The following is a 17,679-nucleotide window of genomic DNA, read 5'->3' on the forward strand; positions in this document are numbered from 1 at the left end:
ATGGCCCCATGACCCGTTCCCCGCCAGCCTGTCGGCAGGCATACTGATCCTTCATCCCCATGCAGGAGCGCATATGAAACAGTTGAACACCCTCAAGGCCGAGGGACGGATCGAGGAAGCCCGTCAGCACGGTCTGCTGCAACTCATCGCGTACCCGGCCCACGCCGAGCTACATTACGAAGTGGCCGGACTGCACGACATGCTGGGGCGAGAGGCCGAGGCCATTCCGCTCTATCAGAAGGCCGTGTCGCTGGGGCTTGGCGAGTCGTCGCTGCGCGGAGCCCTGCTTGGACTTGGCAGCTCCTATCGCACCACGGGCCGTCATCCCGAGGCGCTGGCCACCTTTGACGAGGCCCTGTCCCGCTTCCCCGATGCCCTGGAGTTCAAGGTGTTTCGTGCCATGACCTGCTACAACCTGGGGCGCAGCAAGGAGGGGATGGAGACGCTGCTGGGGATCCTCGCGACCACCACCACGGATCCCGCCCTGCTCCCCTACCGGCGCGCCATGGCACTCTATGCCGAGGATCTGGACAGGCGCTGGTGAGCGCCAGAAACGACAAAGCCGCTCAAAAGAGCGGCTTTTTCTGAAAATGGTGGCCCCTGGGGGACTTGAACCCACGACCAATCGATTATGAGTCGACTGCTCTGACCAACTGAGCTAAGGGGCCATTGATGCTGGTTAGCGGCGTGGATTATAGGGGATGGCGGATACCCCGTCCATAGTCAGATCAACCACTTGGCGAGATTTCATCCATATTCAAGCGGTTCCATGACCCCTCTTCACGCCCATGCCAGCACGGATAAAACAAAGCCCCGCATGGCGGGGCTTTTTGTTGCAATGTCAGGCTGACAGAACCCGGGACTACTCGTCCAGGAAACTGCGCAGCACTTCCGAGCGGCTCGGATGGCGCAGTTTGCGCAGGGCCTTGGCTTCGATCTGACGGATACGCTCACGGGTGACGTCGAACTGCTTGCCCACTTCCTCGAGGGTGTGGTCAGTGTTCATGTCGATACCGAAGCGCATGCGCAGTACCTTGGCCTCCCGTGCGGTCAGACCGGCCAGCACTTCGCGGGTCGCGTTGCGCAGGCTCTCGCTGGTGGCCGCATCCGCTGGCAGAGCCAGGGTGGTATCTTCGATGAAGTCACCCAAGTGGGAGTCTTCATCATCACCGATGGGCGTCTCCATGGAGATGGGCTCCTTGGCGATTTTCAGTACCTTGCGGATCTTGTCTTCCGGCATGCCCATACGCATGGCCAGCTCTTCCGGGTTCGGTTCACGACCCATCTCCTGCAGCATCTGGCGGGAGATACGGTTGAGCTTGTTGATGGTCTCGATCATGTGCACCGGGATACGGATGGTACGGGCCTGATCCGCGATGGAGCGGGTAATGGCCTGACGGATCCACCAGGTGGCATAGGTCGAGAACTTGTAGCCGCGACGATATTCGAACTTGTCGACCGCCTTCATCAGACCGATGTTACCCTCCTGGATCAGATCCAGGAACTGCAGACCGCGGTTGGTATACTTCTTGGCGATGGAGATAACCAGACGCAAGTTAGCCTCAACCATCTCTTTCTTCGCACGGCGGGCTTTGGCCTCACCAATGCTCATGCGGCGGTTGATATCCTTGATCTGGGCAATCGACAGACCGGTTTCTTCTTCGATCTGCTGCAGCTTGCCGATGGAACGCAGGACTTCTTCGTCCATCTCGAGCAGGCGGGGAGACCACGCCTTGCCGGCCTGCTTCTGGTATTCGAACCAGGCAGTTTCGCACTCGTTGTTGGTGAAGGCCGCGACGAAGGTCTTCTTCGGCATCTTGGCCTGCTCAACGCAGAGCTTCATGATGATGCGTTCCTGCACGCGGACACGCTCCATCATCTCCCGCATGTTGTTGACCAGGCGATCGAATTGCTTGGGCATCAGGCGGAATTGACGGAAGACATCGGCCAGCTGGGCGATGGCATTCTGGGTGTCGTCGTGGGCACGGCCATTCTGCTGAATGGAGAGACGAGTCACCTCGTACTGGGCACGCAGTTCGCCGAATTTCTCGCGAGCGACTTCCGGATCCGGACCACCGTCGCCATCATCGTCGGAGTTGTCACCGTCTTCGTCTTCGTCTTCGTCCTCATCTTCGTCTTCGTCGGCGAGGTCGTCCTCGCTGAGCTCGGAGCCGATATGAGTGGCGGTCGGTGCCACGTCATCCACTTCGTTCGGATCGATGAAGCCGGAGATGATGTCGGACAGGCGAAGCTGCTCGGCTTCGTACTTGTCATACTGTTCGAGCAGGTAAGTGATGGCTTCAGGGTACTCGGCGACGGAGCTTTGTACCTGGTTGATACCGTCTTCAATCCGCTTGGCGATGTCGATCTCGCCTTCGCGGGTCAGCAGTTCGACGGTACCCATTTCCCGCATGTACATGCGGACGGGATCGGTCGTGCGACCAATCTCAGATTCAACAGATGCCAGAGCCTGGGCCGCTGCTTCGGCAGCGTCCTCATCGGCGGTACCACCTTCAGCCATGATAAGGTCATCGGCATCCGGAGCGTTTTCAACCACTTGAATGCCCATATCGTTGATCATCTGGATGATGTCTTCGATCTGGTCTGAATCGACAATGTCTTGCGGGAGGTGATCGTTCACCTCGGCATAGGTCAGGTAGCCCTGTTCTTTACCTTTGGCAACGAGGAGTTTAAGCTGAGACTGCGGGGTTTGCTCCATAGAACTCATCCGGTTGGTGTTGCTAGGTTGCGCGTACAGTGCGCTGCTGCGCAAATAGCCAATTCTAATAGAAAACCGCCAGACATGCTATGTCTGGTTGCGGCGTCGGTCATGAGAAACCCCTGCCCGCAGTGTTGTCGGGGCCAGGTGGTTATAAAGTGTTTGCTTTCAATCCCGTCGATTCGGGCAACGCTATTCATATTGGGACTGCTCACTCAAATATCAAGCCCCACTCTCATTTCTTTTCTCAATCTGCACCTCTCTGATCAGCATCATCAGCTCCTGAGTTTCCTCAGAGCTTAGCCCTTCCTGCGCCACCTTGGCCTGCAATTCTTCGATCCGTTGCTTCAGGAAAAGGTTGATGAAACCGACAAAGGTATCCTGCAATTCTCCCAGAATATCGGGCTCCTGGTCGAGCTTTACCTCTTCAAACAGGTCATGCATTGCCAGTTGGGCAAGTATTTCTCCCTCTTTTGTGCCGCGCCAATGCTCCAGCAGGATACCCGTCGTGACCCCGGGCTGAGTCAGGATCTGTTGATGCAACTGCAGCAGGAAAGGGATCCCCTGCAGGCGCAGCCCGGCCAACTCGGGCATGGCCGGCAGCTCGGCGGTGATCGCCGGATACTGCACCATCAGGGCCAGAGCCCTGCGGATCGGCGTCAGTTTGGTCGCCTTGGGTTTGTTGACTTCCACCTTGGGCTGGCTGTTGCGGGCAAACAGCTCGGTAATCCGCTGCTTGTTTTCTCCCCAACGCATCATGCTGGAGAGTCGGGTAATCAACCCCTCGCGAGTGAAACCTTCCGGCACCCGACGAATCAGCTCGGCGGCCTTGTTGGCCACTTCAAACTTGCCTGCCTCACCGGAAAGAGCCGCATCGCGCCCGAGGCGTTCGAACATGAAATCCGCAAACGACTGGGCTTTGTCGAGCAGCGCTTCGAACCCCTCCTTGCCGATCTGGCGTACCAGCGAGTCGGGATCCTCGCCATCCGGCAAAAAGACGAACTTGAGTTCACGGCCGTCCTGCAGGTGGGAGAGCGCGTTGTCCAGCGCCCGCCAGGCCGCTTCCCGACCGGCGTTGTCGCCGTCGTAGCAACAGACCACCTCTGCCGTGGTACGGAACAGGGTGTGGATGTGATCGCTGGTGGTCGCAGTCCCCAGTGCCGCCACCGCATAGTCGATGTCGTACTGGCCGAGCGCCACCACATCCATGTAACCTTCTACCACCAGGATCCGGCGCGGATCCTTGTGTGCCTGCTTGACCTCATAAAGGCCGAACAGCTCTCGCCCCTTGTGGAAGATGGGGGTTTCCGGGGAGTTCAAGTACTTGGGCGTGCCATCCCCCAGCACTCGGCCACCGAAGCCGATGACCCGGCCTCGTTTGTCCCGGATCGGAAACATGATGCGATCGCGGAAACGATCGTAGCTGCCCGGGCCGTTGTCACGGGGGATCAGCATACCGCCCGAAATCAGCAGTTGTTCGTGATCCCGACTGGCGCCAAAGCGGCGACGCACCTGATCCCAGTCCCCAGGGGCATAACCGATGTTGAAGCGCTTGACCACCTCGCCAGTCAGGCCCCGGCCTTTCAGATACTCCACCGCCTGAGGCGCGTTCTTGAGATTGCTCTCGTAGAAGCGCGCAATCTGGTTCATCAGCTCGAACAGATCCTTGCTGACGGCTGGTTGGCTATGGCTTGATCCACCCGCCGTTTGCTCACGGGGGACCTGCATGCCGTGCAGGCTTGCCAGCTCTTCGATGGCATCGGGGAATTCCAGGCCGTCGTACTCCATGACAAAGCCGATGGCATTGCCGTGGGCACCACAACCGAAACAGTGATAGAACTGCTTCTCCTGGCTGACGGTAAAGGAGGGGCTTTTTTCGTTATGAAAAGGGCAGCAAGCCTGGTAGTTCTTACCGGCTTTCTTCAACCGCACACGGGAGTCGATCAACTCGACTATGTCCGTGCGTACGAGCAGATCATCGATAAAGGATTGCGGGATCCTGCCAGCCATAACCGTCCTGTTTCATTGCATAGGAAATAAAAAAGCCGCGCATTCCAATGGGAAGCACGGCTTCTTCGACCAAACAAGAGAGTTGCCTGTTACGCCAAGCGGGTTTTCACCTGAGCACTGACGGCGCCGACATCGGCACGCCCCTGAATTTTTGGCTTCAAGACAGCCATGACTTTACCCATGTCAGCCATGACGGCAGCACCACTTTCAGTGATGGCTTGCTCGATCAGGGCGGCAATTTCGTCTGCGGTCAGCTGTTGTGGCAGGAACTCCTGCAGCACAACGATCTCGGCGGACTCTTTGTCGGCAAGATCCTGGCGACCGGCAGCTTCAAACTGGCTGATGGAATCGCGACGCTGTTTGACCATTTTGGTCACGACAGCGAGGATCTCTTCATCATTGAGCTCGACACGGGTATCGACTTCACGCTGCTTGATTTCTGCCATCAACAAGCGGATAGCACCCAACCGAGGCTTGTCTTTGGCAAGCATGGCGAGCTTTTGCTGATCCTTGAGTTGATCCTTCAGAGACACGGCATGATCCCTTGATTAGTACAGGCGGATACGACGTGCGTTTTCGCGGGACAGCTTCTTGGCGTGACGCTTGACAGCGGACGCTTTGGCACGCTTGCGAATGGTAGTCGGCTTCTCGTAGAACTCACGGCTACGAACTTCGGACAGGATACCGGCCTTTTCGCAAGAACGCTTGAAGCGACGCAGAGCAACGTCAAACGGCTCATTTTCACGGACTTTGATTACTGGCATGTGCCTTTCACCTCAGTGATAAATTGTTAGCTGACCTTCAATCGATCAGCATGTCTTAAAATGGTGCGAAATTATACTCTGGACAGGGAATGAAAGTAAACCCGCAGAGATCGCTCTGGTTTAAAAAACCCGCGAAGGTTACCATAGCCGTCTCATTTTAGCAGTGAAATTTTTTAGCAATGCGTGTATTGGGCATAGAGACATCCTGTGACGAAACCGGGATCGCGATCTTCGATGATCAAAAAGGGATCCTTTCCCACCAGTTGTACAGCCAGGTCAAGCTGCATGCGGACTACGGCGGCGTCGTTCCCGAGCTCGCCAGCCGGGACCATGTACGCAAGACGATCCCCTTGATCCAGGCCGCCTTGAAAGAGGCCGGACTTGGCAAGGATGACATCGATGGCATCGCCTATACCGCGGGGCCAGGTCTCGTTGGTGCCATCCTGGTCGGGGCTACCATAGGCCGCTCGTTGGCGATGGCCTGGGACAAGCCGGCCATCGCCGTACATCACATGGAAGGCCACCTGCTGGCCCCAATGCTGGAAGAGCGAGCCCCCGAGTTTCCATTCGTGGCGCTGCTGGTCTCCGGCGGCCACTCCATGCTGGTCCGGGTCGATGGCATCGGCAGCTACCAGCTGCTGGGCGAATCGATCGACGATGCCGCTGGTGAGGCGTTCGACAAGACCGCCAAGCTGATGGGTCTGGACTACCCCGGTGGCCCGCTGCTCTCCCGGCTGGCGGAGAAGGGCACCACTGGACGCTTTACCTTCCCGCGTCCCATGACCGACCGTCCCGGGCTCGACATGAGCTTCTCCGGTCTCAAGACCTTCGCCGCCAACACCATTGCCGCCAACGGTGATGATGAACAGACCCGTGCCGACATCGCCCGAGCGTTTGAGGATGCGGTGGTCGACACCCTGGCCATCAAGTGCCGCCGTGCCCTGAAAGAGACCGGTCTCAATCGTCTGGTCGTGGCGGGCGGCGTCAGTGCCAACCGTCATCTGCGCGCCCAGCTGGCCGAGCTGATGGAGAGCCTCAAAGGTGAAGTCTTCTACCCGCGCACCGAATACTGCACCGACAACGGCGCCATGATCGCCTATGCCGGCATGCAACGCCTGAAAGCGGGAGTCTTCGAACCCCTCGTCGTCAAGGCCGTGCCGCGCTGGCCGCTGGACACTCTGGATCCGGTGTGATCCTGACGATCCACGACAAAAAGAAAGGGGCCTGCGGCCCCTTTTTTCATCTTGATGACAATATTCATACCCGTTTAGTTGGTGCGGAACAGCGCCTCAATGGAAAGCCCCTGCCCTAGCAGGATTTCCCGCAGACGGCGCAACCCTTCCACCTGGATCTGACGCACCCGCTCGCGGGTCAAACCAATCTCGGCGCCCACGTCTTCCAGGGTGGCCGGTTCATAGCCGAGCAGACCGAAACGGCGGGCCAGCACTTCGCGCTGCTTGGGATTCAGCTCCTCCAGCCAGTGCACTATGCTGCTGCGCATGTCATCTTCCTGGGACTCCAGCTCGGGCCCCATGCCGCGCTCGTCGGAAAGTACATCCAGCAACGCCTTGTCGCGATCGCCACCAATGGGAGTATCCACCGAGGTGATCTTCTCGTTGAGCTTGAGCATGCGATTCACATCGTCCACAGAGCGATCCAGTGCAGAGGCGATATCCTCGGCGGTCGGCTCATGGTCGAGACGATGGGAAAGCTCGCGCGCAGTGCGCAGATAGACGTTCAGCTCCTTGACCACATGGATGGGCAGACGAATGGTCCGGGTCTGGTTCATGATGGCCCGCTCTATGGTCTGGCGGATCCACCAGGTGGCATAGGTAGAGAAACGGAAGCCTCGCTCGGGGTCAAACTTCTCGACCGCGCGAATAAGACCGAGGTTGCCCTCTTCGATGAGATCCAGCAGCACCAGGCCGCGGTTGTTGTAGCGCCGGGCAATCTTGACCACCAGGCGCAGGTTGGATTCGATCATGCGCTTGCGCGCCGCTTTGTCGCCACGCAGAGCACGGCGGGCGTAGTAGACTTCCTCTTCGGCCGTGAGCAAGGGGGAGAAACCTATCTCCCCCAGATAGAGCTGGGTGGCGTCCATTACCTTGTTCAGCTCTGGCGCCATCAGTTCATCGGAAATGGTCTCTTCGGCTTCGGCCGCCACTTCCTGAACCTCTTCTTCCTCCTGAACCTCCAGCTCCTCGTCGAACTCTAACTCTGCATCCTGCATTACCAGTTGTTCTTGGCTCATGATATCTCTCCCTGACCTACACCAGAGTAAGACTCAGCTCTCTGAGTTAACGCTTTGGCAAATAGCCCATCGGGTTGATCGACTTGCCTTTGTACCGGATTTCAAAGTGCAAGCGCACATCCGGCGCATCCGTGCTACCCATATTGGCGATAACCGCTCCGCCCTTCACGGTGTCTCCCTCTTTGACCCTCAACTCATCGTTGTGAGCGTAGGCGGAGAGGTAGTCATCGTTGTGCTTGAGAATTATCAGCTTGCCATACCCTCGCAGTGCACTGCCCGCATAGACCACTTTGCCGCTGCTCGCAGCGTAAATGGGTTGGCCCTTCTGGCCGGAAATGTCGATGCCCTTGTTGCCTTGTTCCGCAACGGAGAAGCCTTCAACGATCCGCCCTTTGGTCGGCCAATGCCAGGAGAGTGTTGACGAGGAACTGACGGTTTTTTGTTCTTTCGCCTGAGCGTATGCTGTTGACGAGGCAGGAGCAATCGTTTTCTGAGCAATAAATGGTGTGGTCGTACCTGCCGGAGCCGTGGCCAGGGGTTTGGGCCCCGTGCTGGTCACCACCGGTGTGGTTGCTGCCACCATCTGACCACCCGAGGAACCCGAGCCCCCCACATTGAGCACCTGGCCCACGTGCAATGCATAAGGAGCCTGGAGGTTGTTGCGCTGGGCCAAGGCCTGGTTGGAGAGACCGAACTGGCGACCGATGCTGCTCAAGGTATCGCCACGGCGCACCTCGTAACTGCCAGACCCCGTCACGCTGCCACGACTGACAGGGCTGCCGACGGTTGCCACCGCCATGGGGGCGGAAGCGCCATCGAGCCTGAGCTGCTGGCCGGGATAAATGTTATAGGGGGGAGTGATGCCATTGATGCTGATAAGCGAAGCCACATCCATGCCAGAACGAAATGCAATGGAATAGAGAGTGTCTCCTTTGACCACGGTGTACCCGTTGCCTGCAATGCCGGGCTTGGTCATACCTTGACGCACGGGGATGGTCGAAGCGACCTGATCATTGCCCAGGCTGTGCACCGGAGCCGCAGTCTTGCTGGAGGAACAGGCAAGCAGCAGCCATGACAACACGACGACACCGCTACCTTGCCAAACACGCGAACACATAGTGGATCCTTAACGACTAAACCAGAAATAGGCCGCAACGGCCAAACCAATACAGAGCCAGCCCAGCACATCCACATAGTGCATCAGCTTGCGCTCCATCTTCTCACCGCCCCAGCGCATCAGACCTGCAACCAGGAAGAAGCGCATGCCACGACCGATCAGCGAGGTCAGGATGAAAGGCAACAGTGCCATGTGGAGCAAGCCAGCCGTGACGGTAAACACCTTGTAGGGGATCGGCGTGAAGCTGGCAATAAAAATAACCCAGATGCCCCACTGCGCGAACCACTGTTCGGCCAGGGCAATCTTGTCCTCATAGCCAACCGAGGTCACCAGCGGCTGCACCACAGGCTCCCACAGGGCATAGCCGAGCAGATAACCAAACAGGGCGCCCAGCACCGAAAAGAGAGTGGCCAGCGCGGCATAGTGCCAGGCGCGATGAGGTTTGCCGAGCGCCATGGGTGCCAGCATCACATCCACCGGGATGGGCCAGAAGATGGATTCAATAAAGGCGGTGATGGCCAGATACCAGGGGGCATACTTGTGGCGTGCCCACTGCATAACCAGAACATAAAGGCGGGAAAACAACTTCACTCGACATCTCCGTCAATCAGGGGAACGAAACGTACCGGCTCCAGGATCCGGCTGGTGAGCTGGGAGCCCGATCGCTCGATGAGCTGCAGAGTCTGCTGGCCATCACCCACCGGCAACACCAGACGACCACCGTCAGCCAGCTGATCGGTCAGGGCCTTGGGGACCTCACTGGCCGCCGCCGTCACCAGGATGGCGTCGAAAGGGCCCTTGTTGGGCCAACCTAGCCACCCATTGCCGTGCTTGGCCGACACATTGTGCAGATCGAGCTGGCGCAATCTGCGCCGGGCCTGAAACTGCAGCGACTTGATCCGCTCCATGGTGTAGACATGCTCCACCAGGTGGGCCAGTACCGCCGTCTGGTAGCCCGATCCCGTCCCGATCTCCAGCACATGGGCCGGATCGTTCTGGATCAGCAGCTCGGTCATGCGCGCCACGATGTAAGGCTGGGAGATGGTCTGCCCATGGCCGATGGGCAGGGCCGTATTGTCCCAGGCCTTGTGGGCCATGGCCTCGTCCACAAACAGCTGGCGCGGCACCTTCGCGATCGCCGCCAATACGCGGAAATCGCGGACATCCTGGGCAATCAGTTGATTCAACAGGCGCTGTACTATCACAACGTCATCCCTGCAGATCCAGCCACGCGCCCAGGGTCGACAGACTGCCGTAGGCCGTCATGTCGATGGTCAGGGGAGTGATGGAGACATAACCCTGCTCGATGGCGGCAAAGTCCGTTCCCCCTCCCGCATCCTGCTGGTTGCCGGGGGGACCAATCCAGTAGACCGGCTGACCACGGGGATCCTCGGTGCGGATCACCGACTCCGCCCGGTGGCGATTGCCAAGGCGCGTCACCCTGATCCCCTTTATCTGCTCGAGCGGCAGATCCGGCACATTCACGTTGAGGATCTGATCCGCAGGCAACGGATGCACCATCAGCCCCCGCACCAGCTGGGCGGCGTAGTGGGCCGCACTGGCGAAATGGGTCTTGCCCACCAGCGATACGGCGATGGAGGGGAAACCAAGATGACGCCCTTCCGTCGCGGCCGCGACCGTCCCCGAGTAGATGACGTCATCCCCCAGGTTGGCCCCGTGATTGATACCGGCCACCACCATGTCGGGCTCAGGGCGCAGCAGTTCGTTGACCGCCAGATGAACGCAGTCGGTCGGCGTCCCCTTGACCGCATAACTCTTGATGCCGTGAAAACTGGACGCATCGAGGCGGGTGACCCGCAGCGGTACTTCCAGCGTCAGGGAGTGGCTGGCACCGCTGCGGTTGCGATCCGGAGCCACCACCACGACCTCGCCACAGGCACGCAACACCTCGCTGAGGGCGCGAATACCCTCGGCGTGTACCCCATCGTCATTACTGACCAGAATTCGCATCGGTTGAGTTCCTGAAACCGTGATCGGCCTCTTCGGCCAGCATTAACTCTCGTACCACGCTGGTGGCAAAGGCGCCGGCAGGCAGGAAGAACGACAGGGTCAGCACCTCGTCCTCCCGTTGCCAGCTCATCTGCTCCGGCTTGAGCAGCAGCGGGCGCCTGTCCTGATCCAGCCCGGCTTTCTCCAGTCCTTCGCACCAGTCACCATAAGGAGCCAGCACTTCTTGCTCGAACTCGGCAGCAGCGCCCTGGCTCGCCAGACGGCCACGGCCCCACTGGGGAGCGGTCAGCTGCACGTCTCCGGAGGCAAGGCGAGCCTCCAGCTCGGGAGTCACGCTCTCTTCGCTGAAGATGGAGTGGCTGCCCTTGAGCATCACGCAGTCGCCGGCCAGCAGCTGATGGGCCAGTCCCTGCTCGATGCGGGCGCTGACGATGGCATTGAACAGCATGCTGCGGGCGGCGGACAGATAGAGGGAGCGCTTGTTGCGATCCTTGATCCGTTTGCCGGCGAACATCGCCTTGGCGGCCTCCAGGTTGTTGCCACCACGGCCGAAACGCTGCTCGCCGTAGTAGTTGGGCACCCCCTGGGTTGCTATCGCCTGCAGACGGGATTCCAGCCCGTCGGCCTGCTCCAGCCCGGTGAGACGCAGGGTGAAGTGGTTGCCCTTGAGATAGCCGACCCGCAGCTTCTTGTTGTGGCGCTTCACCTCAAGGATCCGGATGTTGTCGTTCTCGATGACCGAGAGATCCGGCTCGCCCTTGCCCGGCAGATGGATGCCGAACCACTGTTCGGTCACCGCATGGCGATCTTTCAGACCAGCCCAGGTCACTGTATTGCGGGCAACCCCGGCCGCATCGGCCAGCAGGCCAGCCACCCAGGCAGTATTCTCGCCGGTTTTGCGTACCCGGACGAAGATGTGTTCACCCTCGCCGCAAGGTTCGAACCCGAGATCTTCATTGACCACGAAGTCGGCGGCCTCGGCCTTGAGGATGCCGCGAGCAGTGGGCGTCCCGTGCAGATAGGCAAGTTGTTCAAGCATCATTGTTTCACCAGCAAGACGACGGCTTCGGTGGCGATCCCTTCCTTGCGCCCCGTGAATCCGAGTTGTTCGGTGGTGGTCGCCTTGACGTTCACCCGGTTTAAATCACATTGCAGATCCGCGGCCAGCACGGCGCACATGGCGTCGATATGGGGGGCCATCTTGGGGGCCTGGGCGATGATGGTCACATCCAGGTTGCCGATGGCATAACCTGCGAGCTGCACGCGGGCAAAGACATCCCGCAGCAGGATGCGGCTGTCGATGCCCTTGAATTCGGCGGCGGTATCGGGGAAGTGGCGGCCGATGTCGCCAGCGCCGATGGCCCCCAGCAGGGCATCGCTCACCGCATGCAACACCACGTCGCCATCGGAGTGGGCCAGCAGGCCCTGTTCATAGGGCACTGCCACCCCGCCCAGCATGCAGGGACCGACCCCGCCAAACTTGTGAACATCAAAACCATGTCCGATCCGCATCATGCCTGCGCCCTCCTCAATACACGGAAATCTGTCTCATCAAAACCATGTCCGGTGCGGATCATGCCTGCTCCTCTGGGGATGAATCGGGTCGTGCCGACCGGCACGCACGTTGTTGCTGTAAATAGAGCCCGGCCAGGGAGAGATCTTCCGGCCGGGTCACCTTGATGTTGTCGGCCCGCCCTTCCACCATGCGCACGGGGAAACCGGAGCGTTCCATGGCGGAGGCTTCATCGGTGATGGCAGCGCCGAGCGCCAGCCCCTCCTCCAGCGCCCGCTTGAGGGGGCGGACCAAAAACATCTGGGGCGTCAGGGCATGCCAGAGCTGCTCGCGATCCACGGTGGCGAGGATATTGCCGGCCGCATCGGTGCGCTTCATGGTATCGCGCACCCGGCTGCCGAGGATGGCACCGCCAGAGGCCATGGCGGCAGCAATGAGCGCATCGAGATCCTCGTGGGTCAGACAGGGCCGGGCGGCGTCATGCACCAGTGCCCACTCCCCTTCTGCCACGTGCAACGCATTGAGCACGGAGAGGGCGCGCTCGCTTCCCCCTTCCACTCGCAGCACCCGCGGGTCAGTGGCCACGGTCAAGGTCTCAAACCAGCGGTCGTGGGGCGCCAGCGCCACGATCACACGGGCGATGGCGGGATGGGAGAGCAGACGCTCCAGGGTGTGCTCCAGAATGCATTTCCCTGCCAGGGACAGGTACTGCTTGGGGCAACTGGCCCCCATGCGACTGCCAATACCGGCAGCCGGGACGATGGCGGTCAGGCCGCTCAGGCTATCAGTCATCGTAGGGGGCACCATCAGGCTCCGTCACCTGATCCTTTTCTTTGGGAATGATTCGGTAGAAGGTCTCGCCCTGCTTGATGTAGCCAAGATCGTTGCGCGACAACTCCTCGATGGCCTCAAGGCCAGAGGTAAGATCGTCGATTTCCCGGTAAATCAGACTGTTGCGATCCTTGAGTACCAGGTTGTCCTGTTGCTGCCGCTCGATGGCGGTGGAGAGTTCCCGATAGTCGGAGAGGCCGTTTTTCCCCAGCCAGAGGTCATATTGCAGCCCTCCCAACAGGAGGAGCAGGATAAGAGTGAGTAGCCGCATGCACTGAGTCTCCTTCAAGCGGCCTAGTTTCCCATATTCGCAGGCAAGACAAAAGAAAGCCTGTGTGCCGGATGGGTTGGTCGGAATAAAAAATGCAGGTCGCACACGCCCATAAGCGCAGAACGAAAAAGCCCCGCCAGATGGCGGGGCTTTGTGAAGCATGAACGCAGGCGAAAATTAAGCCTGGTTCTTCACTTCTTTCAGACCACGGAACGGGGCCTTGGCACCCAGGGCTTCTTCGATACGGATCAGCTGGTTGTACTTGGCAACACGGTCAGAACGGCTCATGGAACCGGTCTTGATCTGGCCAGCAGCGGTACCCACAGCCAGGTCGGCGATGGTCGCGTCTTCGGTCTCACCGGAACGGTGGGAGATGACGGCAGTGTAGCCAGCGTCTTTGGCCATCTTGATGGCAGCCAGAGTTTCGGTCAGGGAACCGATCTGGTTGAACTTGATCAGGATGGAGTTGGCGATGCCGTTGTCGATACCGCGCTTCAGGATCTTGGTGTTGGTTACGAACAGGTCGTCACCCACGATCTGGATTTTCTTGCCCAGTTCGGCGGTCTGGTAGGCGAAGCCTTCCCAGTCGGATTCGTCCAGGCCATCTTCGATGGAGACGATCGGGAACTTGGTGGTCAGGTCAGCCAGGAAGTCGGAGAAACCGTTGGAGGTGAAGACACGACCTTCGCCCTTCAGGTTGTACTCTTTCTTCTCTGCGTCGTAGAACTCGGACGCAGCGCAGTCCATGGCCAGGGTGATGTCGGTGCCCAGTTTGTAACCGGCAGCGGCAACGGCTTCAGCGATCACTTCCAGCGCTTCGGCGTTGGATTTCAGGTTCGGAGCGAAACCACCTTCGTCACCGACGGCAGTGTTGTAGCCCTTGGACTTCAGCACTTTGGCCAGGTTGTGGAACACTTCTGCGCCCATGCGAACGGCTTCTTTCAGGGTCTTGGCGCCAACCGGCTGGATCATGAACTCCTGGATGTCGACGTTGTTGTCGGCGTGCTCACCACCGTTGATGATGTTCATCATGGGCAGCGGCATGGAGTAGACACCCGGGGTGCCATTCAGCTCGGCGATGTGGGCGTACAGCGGCATGCCTTTGGCAGCAGCGGCAGCTTTGGCGTTGGCCAGGGAAACAGCCAGGATGGCGTTGGCGCCGAACTTGGATTTGTTCTCGGTACCGTCGAGGTCGATCATGATCTGGTCGACAGTGGCCTGGTCCTTGGCATCTTTACCCAGCAGAGCCTGAGCGATCGGGCCGTTGACGGCTTCGATGGCTTTCAGCACGCCTTTACCCAGGAAACGGCTCTTGTCGCCGTCACGCAGTTCCAGCGCTTCGCGGGAACCGGTGGACGCGCCAGACGGAGCGGCTGCCATACCAACAAAACCACCTTCCAGGTGAACTTCGGCCTCAACGGTCGGGTTACCACGGGAGTCGATGATTTCACGACCGATCACTTTAACGATCTTGGACATGTGTATTTCCTCAGGTTTCGTAAAAAAACAACAAAAATATGCCAAAAAAAGCGGCTGTGGCACAGAGCCCCAACCGCATTTATTTTCAATTACTTCAAATTACGCTTCTGATACTCGCCCGCCGCCTTCACAAAACCGGCGAACAGGGCGTGGCCATCACGGGGAGTCGAGGTGAACTCCGGGTGGAACTGCGCGGCCACGAACCAGGGGTGATCCGGGATCTCGATGATTTCCACCAGCTTCTTGTCGGCGGAGAGACCGGTCACCTTCAGACCTGCCGCTTCAATCTGCGGCAGCAGCTTGTTGTTCACTTCATAACGGTGACGGTGGCGCTCGTAAATGGTCGGGCTGCCGTACATCTGACGGACCTTGGAATCTTCCACCAGGTGGCAGAGCTGGGAGCCCAGACGCATGGTACCACCCAGATCGGACTTCTCGGTCCGGGTCTCGACGTTGCCTTCGTCATCCACCCACTCGGTGATGAGACCGACCACGGGGTAAGGGCTGTCTTTCTTGAACTCGGAGGAGTGAGCCCCTTCCATGCCCGCCACGTTGCGGGCGTATTCGATCAAGGCAACCTGCATGCCCAGGCAGATACCGAGGTACGGGATCTTGTTCTCGCGGGCATATTTGGCGGCCAGAATCTTGCCTTCCACACCGCGTTCGCCGAAGCCACCCGGTACCAGGATCGCATCCAGACCTTCCAGCAGCTCGGCGCCACGGGTCTCGATGTCCTGGGAGTCGATGTACTTGATGTTGACGGAGAGACGGGTCTTCAGGCCACCGTGCTTGAGCGCTTCGTTGACGGACTTGTAGGCATCCGGCAGGGAAACATACTTGCCCACCATACCGATGGTGACTTCGGCAGTCGGGTTGGCCTCTTCATAGATGACCTGTTCCCACTCGGCCAGGTCGGCTTCTTTGCACTCGATGCCGAAGCGCTCGGTGATGTAGCCGTCCAGCCCCTGGGATTTCAGCAGCGCCGGGATCTTGTAGATGGAGTCGACATCCTTCATAGAGATGACGGCGCGCTCGGGCACATTGCAGAACAGGGCGATCTTGGCACGCTCGTTGGCCGGAATGGCGCGGTCGGAGCGGCAGATCAGCACATCCGGCTGGATACCGATGGAGAGCAGCTCCTTCACGGAGTGCTGGGTCGGCTTGGTCTTCACCTCGCCGGCGGCGGCCAGGTAAGGAACCAGGGTCAGGTGCATGAACATGGCATTGTTGCGACCCACGATGGCCGCCAGCTGACGAATGGCTTCAAGGAACGGCAGGGACTCGATGTCGCCCACGGTACCGCCCACTTCGACGATGGCAACCTGATGACCTTCGGCACCGGCAATCACCCGCTCCTTGATGGCGTTGGTGATGTGCGGGATCACCTGGATGGTAGCGCCCAGATAGTCACCACGACGCTCCTTGCGCAGCACGTCCGCATAAATGCGGCCGGTGGTGAAGTTGTTGCGGCGGGTCATCTTGGTGCGGATGAAACGCTCGTAGTGGCCCAAATCCAGATCGGTTTCGGCCCCGTCCTCGGTTACGAACACTTCACCATGCTGGGTCGGGCTCATGGTGCCCGGATCCACGTTGATGTACGGGTCCAGTTTCATGATGGTCACATCCAGACCACGGGCTTCCAGAATGGCTGCCAGAGAAGCTGCGGCAATGCCTTTGCCGAGGGATGAAACAACGCCACCAGTCACAAAAATATATTTGGTCGTCATGCTGAACCTGAAAGAAGTTTAGGGAATTTTAAGGGGTGCTTCGGGGATGAAGCAGGACGGGGAAACAGTATACCAAAACCCCCACTCCCAAACAATGAACAAAAATCTATCAGGCTCCCCGCCGCCCCGTCTTGCGCCAAATCAACTTTGTTCGGTTTCCTTGGCCTTGTTCCAGGCCTCGTCCAGCCTCTCCAGGGAGCAATCCGTCATTTTCAGACCTTCTGCGGCAATAAAGTGTTCAACCTGACGAAAACGACGCTCAAACTTGGTGTTGGCAGCCCGCAGCACCTGCTCGGGATCCTTGCCCAGATGACGCACCAGGTTGACGGTGGCAAACAAGAGATCGCCGAGCTCGTCGCTCACCCGAGCCTCGTCCACGTCGACCATCAGCGCCTCTTCCATCACCTCCTCGATCTCCTCGTGGATCTTGTCCACCACGGGCCCCAGCGTTTTCCAGTCGAAACCGACGGTGGCGCAGCGCTTCTGGATCTTGGCTGCCCGGGTCAGGGCAGGCAGGGAGAGGGGGATATCGTCCAGCACGCTCTCCTTGTCGAGCGCGGCCCGCTCTTTGGCCTTTTCCGCCTCCCAGTTCGCTTTGACCGCCTGCTCGTCACCCAGGTCGGCATCGGAGAAGACATGGGGGTGGCGGCGAATGAGCTTCTCGCTCACGGTATCGACGATGTCGGCAAAGTCGAACAATCCCTGCTCCTTGCCGAGCTGGGCATAGAACACGACCTGGAACAGCAGATCACCGAGCTCCCCCTTCAGCCCTTGCCAATCTTCGCTCTCGATGGCATCCGCCACCTCGTAGGCCTCCTCCAGGGTGTGCGGCACTATGGTCTGGAAGCTCTGCTTGAGATCCCAGGGACAGCCCCCGTTCGGGTCACGCAATCTGGCCATGATGTCGAGCAGTTGGGGAAGGTCGTAGCGTTGGGACATGGGCAACTCACTTTCGATTCGGTAAATGGGGTTCATCAATATCCGCTCACGCCACTGTTCCACATGATGTGGCGCCATGGCGGACGG

General features: G+C 59.3%; 18 protein-coding genes and 1 tRNA gene. 2 read left to right on the plus strand and 17 right to left on the minus strand.

Annotated elements, in window-relative coordinates:
* The first annotated feature begins 73 nt into the window (after positions 1-73).
* Complete coding sequence (locus tag H7R73_RS19050; RefSeq protein WP_103259556.1) at positions 74-544, plus strand: tetratricopeptide repeat protein; 471 nt, start codon at positions 74-76, stop codon at positions 542-544.
* Positions 545-591: 47 nt separating this feature from the next.
* Here H7R73_RS19050 and H7R73_RS19055 read toward each other — a convergent pair.
* The 5 genes from H7R73_RS19055 to rpsU all read right to left on the minus strand — a co-directional run bounded on the left by H7R73_RS19055 (position 592) and on the right by rpsU (position 5,493).
* Positions 592-668 (minus strand) — tRNA-Ile (locus tag H7R73_RS19055).
* A gap of 194 nt (positions 669-862) precedes the next feature.
* On the minus strand, positions 863-2,758 hold the full coding sequence (gene rpoD / locus H7R73_RS19060) for an RNA polymerase sigma factor RpoD (RefSeq protein WP_263639565.1): 1,896 nt from the start codon (positions 2,756-2,758) through the stop codon (positions 863-865).
* A 183-nt stretch (positions 2,759-2,941) separates the two neighbouring features.
* Positions 2,942-4,729 carry a DNA primase gene (dnaG, locus tag H7R73_RS19065; protein WP_042864951.1) on the minus strand — a complete coding sequence of 596 codons (1,788 nt, stop codon included), beginning with the start codon at positions 4,727-4,729 and terminating at the stop codon, positions 2,942-2,944.
* Between the two features lie 89 nt (positions 4,730-4,818).
* Positions 4,819-5,262, minus strand: a complete 444-nt coding sequence (locus tag H7R73_RS19070; RefSeq protein ID WP_010675618.1) for a GatB/YqeY domain-containing protein — start codon at positions 5,260-5,262, stop codon at positions 4,819-4,821.
* A gap of 15 nt (positions 5,263-5,277) precedes the next feature.
* A complete protein-coding gene (gene rpsU / locus H7R73_RS19075) occupies positions 5,278-5,493 on the minus strand; it encodes a 30S ribosomal protein S21 (protein WP_005309452.1) in 216 nt (71 codons plus the stop codon).
* 179 nt (positions 5,494-5,672) lie between these two features.
* Between rpsU and tsaD the strand changes: the two genes are divergently transcribed.
* Positions 5,673-6,686 (plus strand): tRNA (adenosine(37)-N6)-threonylcarbamoyltransferase complex transferase subunit TsaD, encoded by a 1,014-nt coding sequence (gene tsaD, locus H7R73_RS19080; protein ID WP_010675619.1) that lies wholly within the window; start codon positions 5,673-5,675, stop codon positions 6,684-6,686.
* Positions 6,687-6,760: 74 nt separating this feature from the next.
* Here the strand turns inward: tsaD and rpoS are convergent, their stop codons facing one another.
* The 12 genes from rpoS to mazG form a co-directional block, all read right to left on the minus strand.
* Positions 6,761-7,744: an RNA polymerase sigma factor RpoS gene (gene rpoS / locus H7R73_RS19085; RefSeq protein WP_010675620.1), complete on the minus strand. Its 984-nt coding sequence runs from the start codon at positions 7,742-7,744 to the stop codon at positions 6,761-6,763.
* Between the two features lie 46 nt (positions 7,745-7,790).
* Positions 7,791-8,861 carry a LysM peptidoglycan-binding domain-containing protein gene (locus tag H7R73_RS19090; protein WP_039041047.1) on the minus strand — a complete coding sequence of 357 codons (1,071 nt, stop codon included), beginning with the start codon at positions 8,859-8,861 and terminating at the stop codon, positions 7,791-7,793.
* A 9-nt stretch (positions 8,862-8,870) separates the two neighbouring features.
* Entirely contained in the window at positions 8,871-9,452 is a 582-nt protein-coding gene (locus H7R73_RS19095; protein WP_010675622.1) for a YqaA family protein, read from the minus strand.
* The gene (locus H7R73_RS19100; RefSeq protein ID WP_010675623.1) at positions 9,449-10,066 is read right to left on the minus strand and encodes a protein-L-isoaspartate(D-aspartate) O-methyltransferase; all 618 of its coding nucleotides are present in this window, start codon (positions 10,064-10,066) and stop codon (positions 9,449-9,451) included. The genes H7R73_RS19095 and H7R73_RS19100 overlap by 4 nt, the downstream gene beginning before the upstream one ends.
* 4 nt (positions 10,067-10,070) lie before the next feature.
* Positions 10,071-10,832: a 5'/3'-nucleotidase SurE gene (gene surE, locus H7R73_RS19105; protein ID WP_103259554.1), complete on the minus strand. Its 762-nt coding sequence runs from the start codon at positions 10,830-10,832 to the stop codon at positions 10,071-10,073.
* On the minus strand, positions 10,813-11,871 hold the full coding sequence (gene truD / locus H7R73_RS19110; protein ID WP_103261085.1) for a tRNA pseudouridine(13) synthase TruD: 1,059 nt from the start codon (positions 11,869-11,871) through the stop codon (positions 10,813-10,815). Before truD ends, surE begins: the two co-directional genes overlap by 20 nt.
* Positions 11,871-12,347 (minus strand): 2-C-methyl-D-erythritol 2,4-cyclodiphosphate synthase, encoded by a 477-nt coding sequence (gene ispF / locus H7R73_RS19115; RefSeq protein WP_010675626.1) that lies wholly within the window; start codon positions 12,345-12,347, stop codon positions 11,871-11,873. Before ispF ends, truD begins: the two co-directional genes overlap by 1 nt.
* Before the next feature lie 58 nt (positions 12,348-12,405).
* A complete protein-coding gene (gene ispD / locus H7R73_RS19120) occupies positions 12,406-13,137 on the minus strand; it encodes a 2-C-methyl-D-erythritol 4-phosphate cytidylyltransferase (protein WP_103259553.1) in 732 nt (243 codons plus the stop codon).
* Positions 13,130-13,447: a cell division protein FtsB gene (gene ftsB, locus H7R73_RS19125; protein ID WP_010675628.1), complete on the minus strand. Its 318-nt coding sequence runs from the start codon at positions 13,445-13,447 to the stop codon at positions 13,130-13,132. The genes ispD and ftsB overlap by 8 nt, the downstream gene beginning before the upstream one ends.
* Before the next feature lie 177 nt (positions 13,448-13,624).
* Positions 13,625-14,926: a phosphopyruvate hydratase gene (gene eno, locus H7R73_RS19130; protein WP_005335583.1), complete on the minus strand. Its 1,302-nt coding sequence runs from the start codon at positions 14,924-14,926 to the stop codon at positions 13,625-13,627.
* A gap of 89 nt (positions 14,927-15,015) precedes the next feature.
* Positions 15,016-16,653 carry a glutamine hydrolyzing CTP synthase gene (pyrG, locus tag H7R73_RS19135; protein WP_039041042.1) on the minus strand — a complete coding sequence of 546 codons (1,638 nt, stop codon included), beginning with the start codon at positions 16,651-16,653 and terminating at the stop codon, positions 15,016-15,018.
* Positions 16,654-16,794: 141 nt separating this feature from the next.
* Positions 16,795-17,592 carry a nucleoside triphosphate pyrophosphohydrolase gene (gene mazG, locus H7R73_RS19140; protein ID WP_103259552.1) on the minus strand — a complete coding sequence of 266 codons (798 nt, stop codon included), beginning with the start codon at positions 17,590-17,592 and terminating at the stop codon, positions 16,795-16,797.
* Between the last annotated feature and the right edge of the window lie 87 nt (positions 17,593-17,679).

This window comes from Aeromonas sp. WP2-W18-CRE-05, from assembly GCF_014168615.1.
In the GTDB taxonomy this organism is placed as follows: Bacteria; Pseudomonadota; Gammaproteobacteria; order Enterobacterales; family Aeromonadaceae; genus Aeromonas; species Aeromonas caviae.

What these genes read in the sequence shown, in the direction of transcription:
- H7R73_RS19050 (WP_103259556.1), top strand. Translation starts at nt 74, where the DNA reads ATGAAACAGTTGAACACCCTCAAGGCCGAGGGACGGATCGAGGAAGCC.
- dnaG (WP_042864951.1), bottom strand. Translation starts at nt 4,729, where the DNA reads ATGGCTGGCAGGATCCCGCAATCCTTTATCGATGATCTGCTCGTACGC.
- rpsU (WP_005309452.1), bottom strand. Translation starts at nt 5,493, where the DNA reads ATGCCAGTAATCAAAGTCCGTGAAAATGAGCCGTTTGACGTTGCTCTG.
- tsaD (WP_010675619.1), top strand. Translation starts at nt 5,673, where the DNA reads ATGCGTGTATTGGGCATAGAGACATCCTGTGACGAAACCGGGATCGCG.
- rpoS (WP_010675620.1), bottom strand. Translation starts at nt 7,744, where the DNA reads ATGAGCCAAGAACAACTGGTAATGCAGGATGCAGAGTTAGAGTTCGAC.
- H7R73_RS19090 (WP_039041047.1), bottom strand. Translation starts at nt 8,861, where the DNA reads ATGTGTTCGCGTGTTTGGCAAGGTAGCGGTGTCGTCGTGTTGTCATGG.
- surE (WP_103259554.1), bottom strand. Translation starts at nt 10,832, where the DNA reads ATGCGAATTCTGGTCAGTAATGACGATGGGGTACACGCCGAGGGTATT.
- truD (WP_103261085.1), bottom strand. Translation starts at nt 11,871, where the DNA reads ATGCTTGAACAACTTGCCTATCTGCACGGGACGCCCACTGCTCGCGGC.
- ispF (WP_010675626.1), bottom strand. Translation starts at nt 12,347, where the DNA reads ATGATGCGGATCGGACATGGTTTTGATGTTCACAAGTTTGGCGGGGTC.
- ispD (WP_103259553.1), bottom strand. Translation starts at nt 13,137, where the DNA reads ATGACTGATAGCCTGAGCGGCCTGACCGCCATCGTCCCGGCTGCCGGT.
- ftsB (WP_010675628.1), bottom strand. Translation starts at nt 13,447, where the DNA reads ATGCGGCTACTCACTCTTATCCTGCTCCTCCTGTTGGGAGGGCTGCAA.
- eno (WP_005335583.1), bottom strand. Translation starts at nt 14,926, where the DNA reads ATGTCCAAGATCGTTAAAGTGATCGGTCGTGAAATCATCGACTCCCGT.
- pyrG (WP_039041042.1), bottom strand. Translation starts at nt 16,653, where the DNA reads ATGACGACCAAATATATTTTTGTGACTGGTGGCGTTGTTTCATCCCTC.
- mazG (WP_103259552.1), bottom strand. Translation starts at nt 17,592, where the DNA reads ATGTCCCAACGCTACGACCTTCCCCAACTGCTCGACATCATGGCCAGA.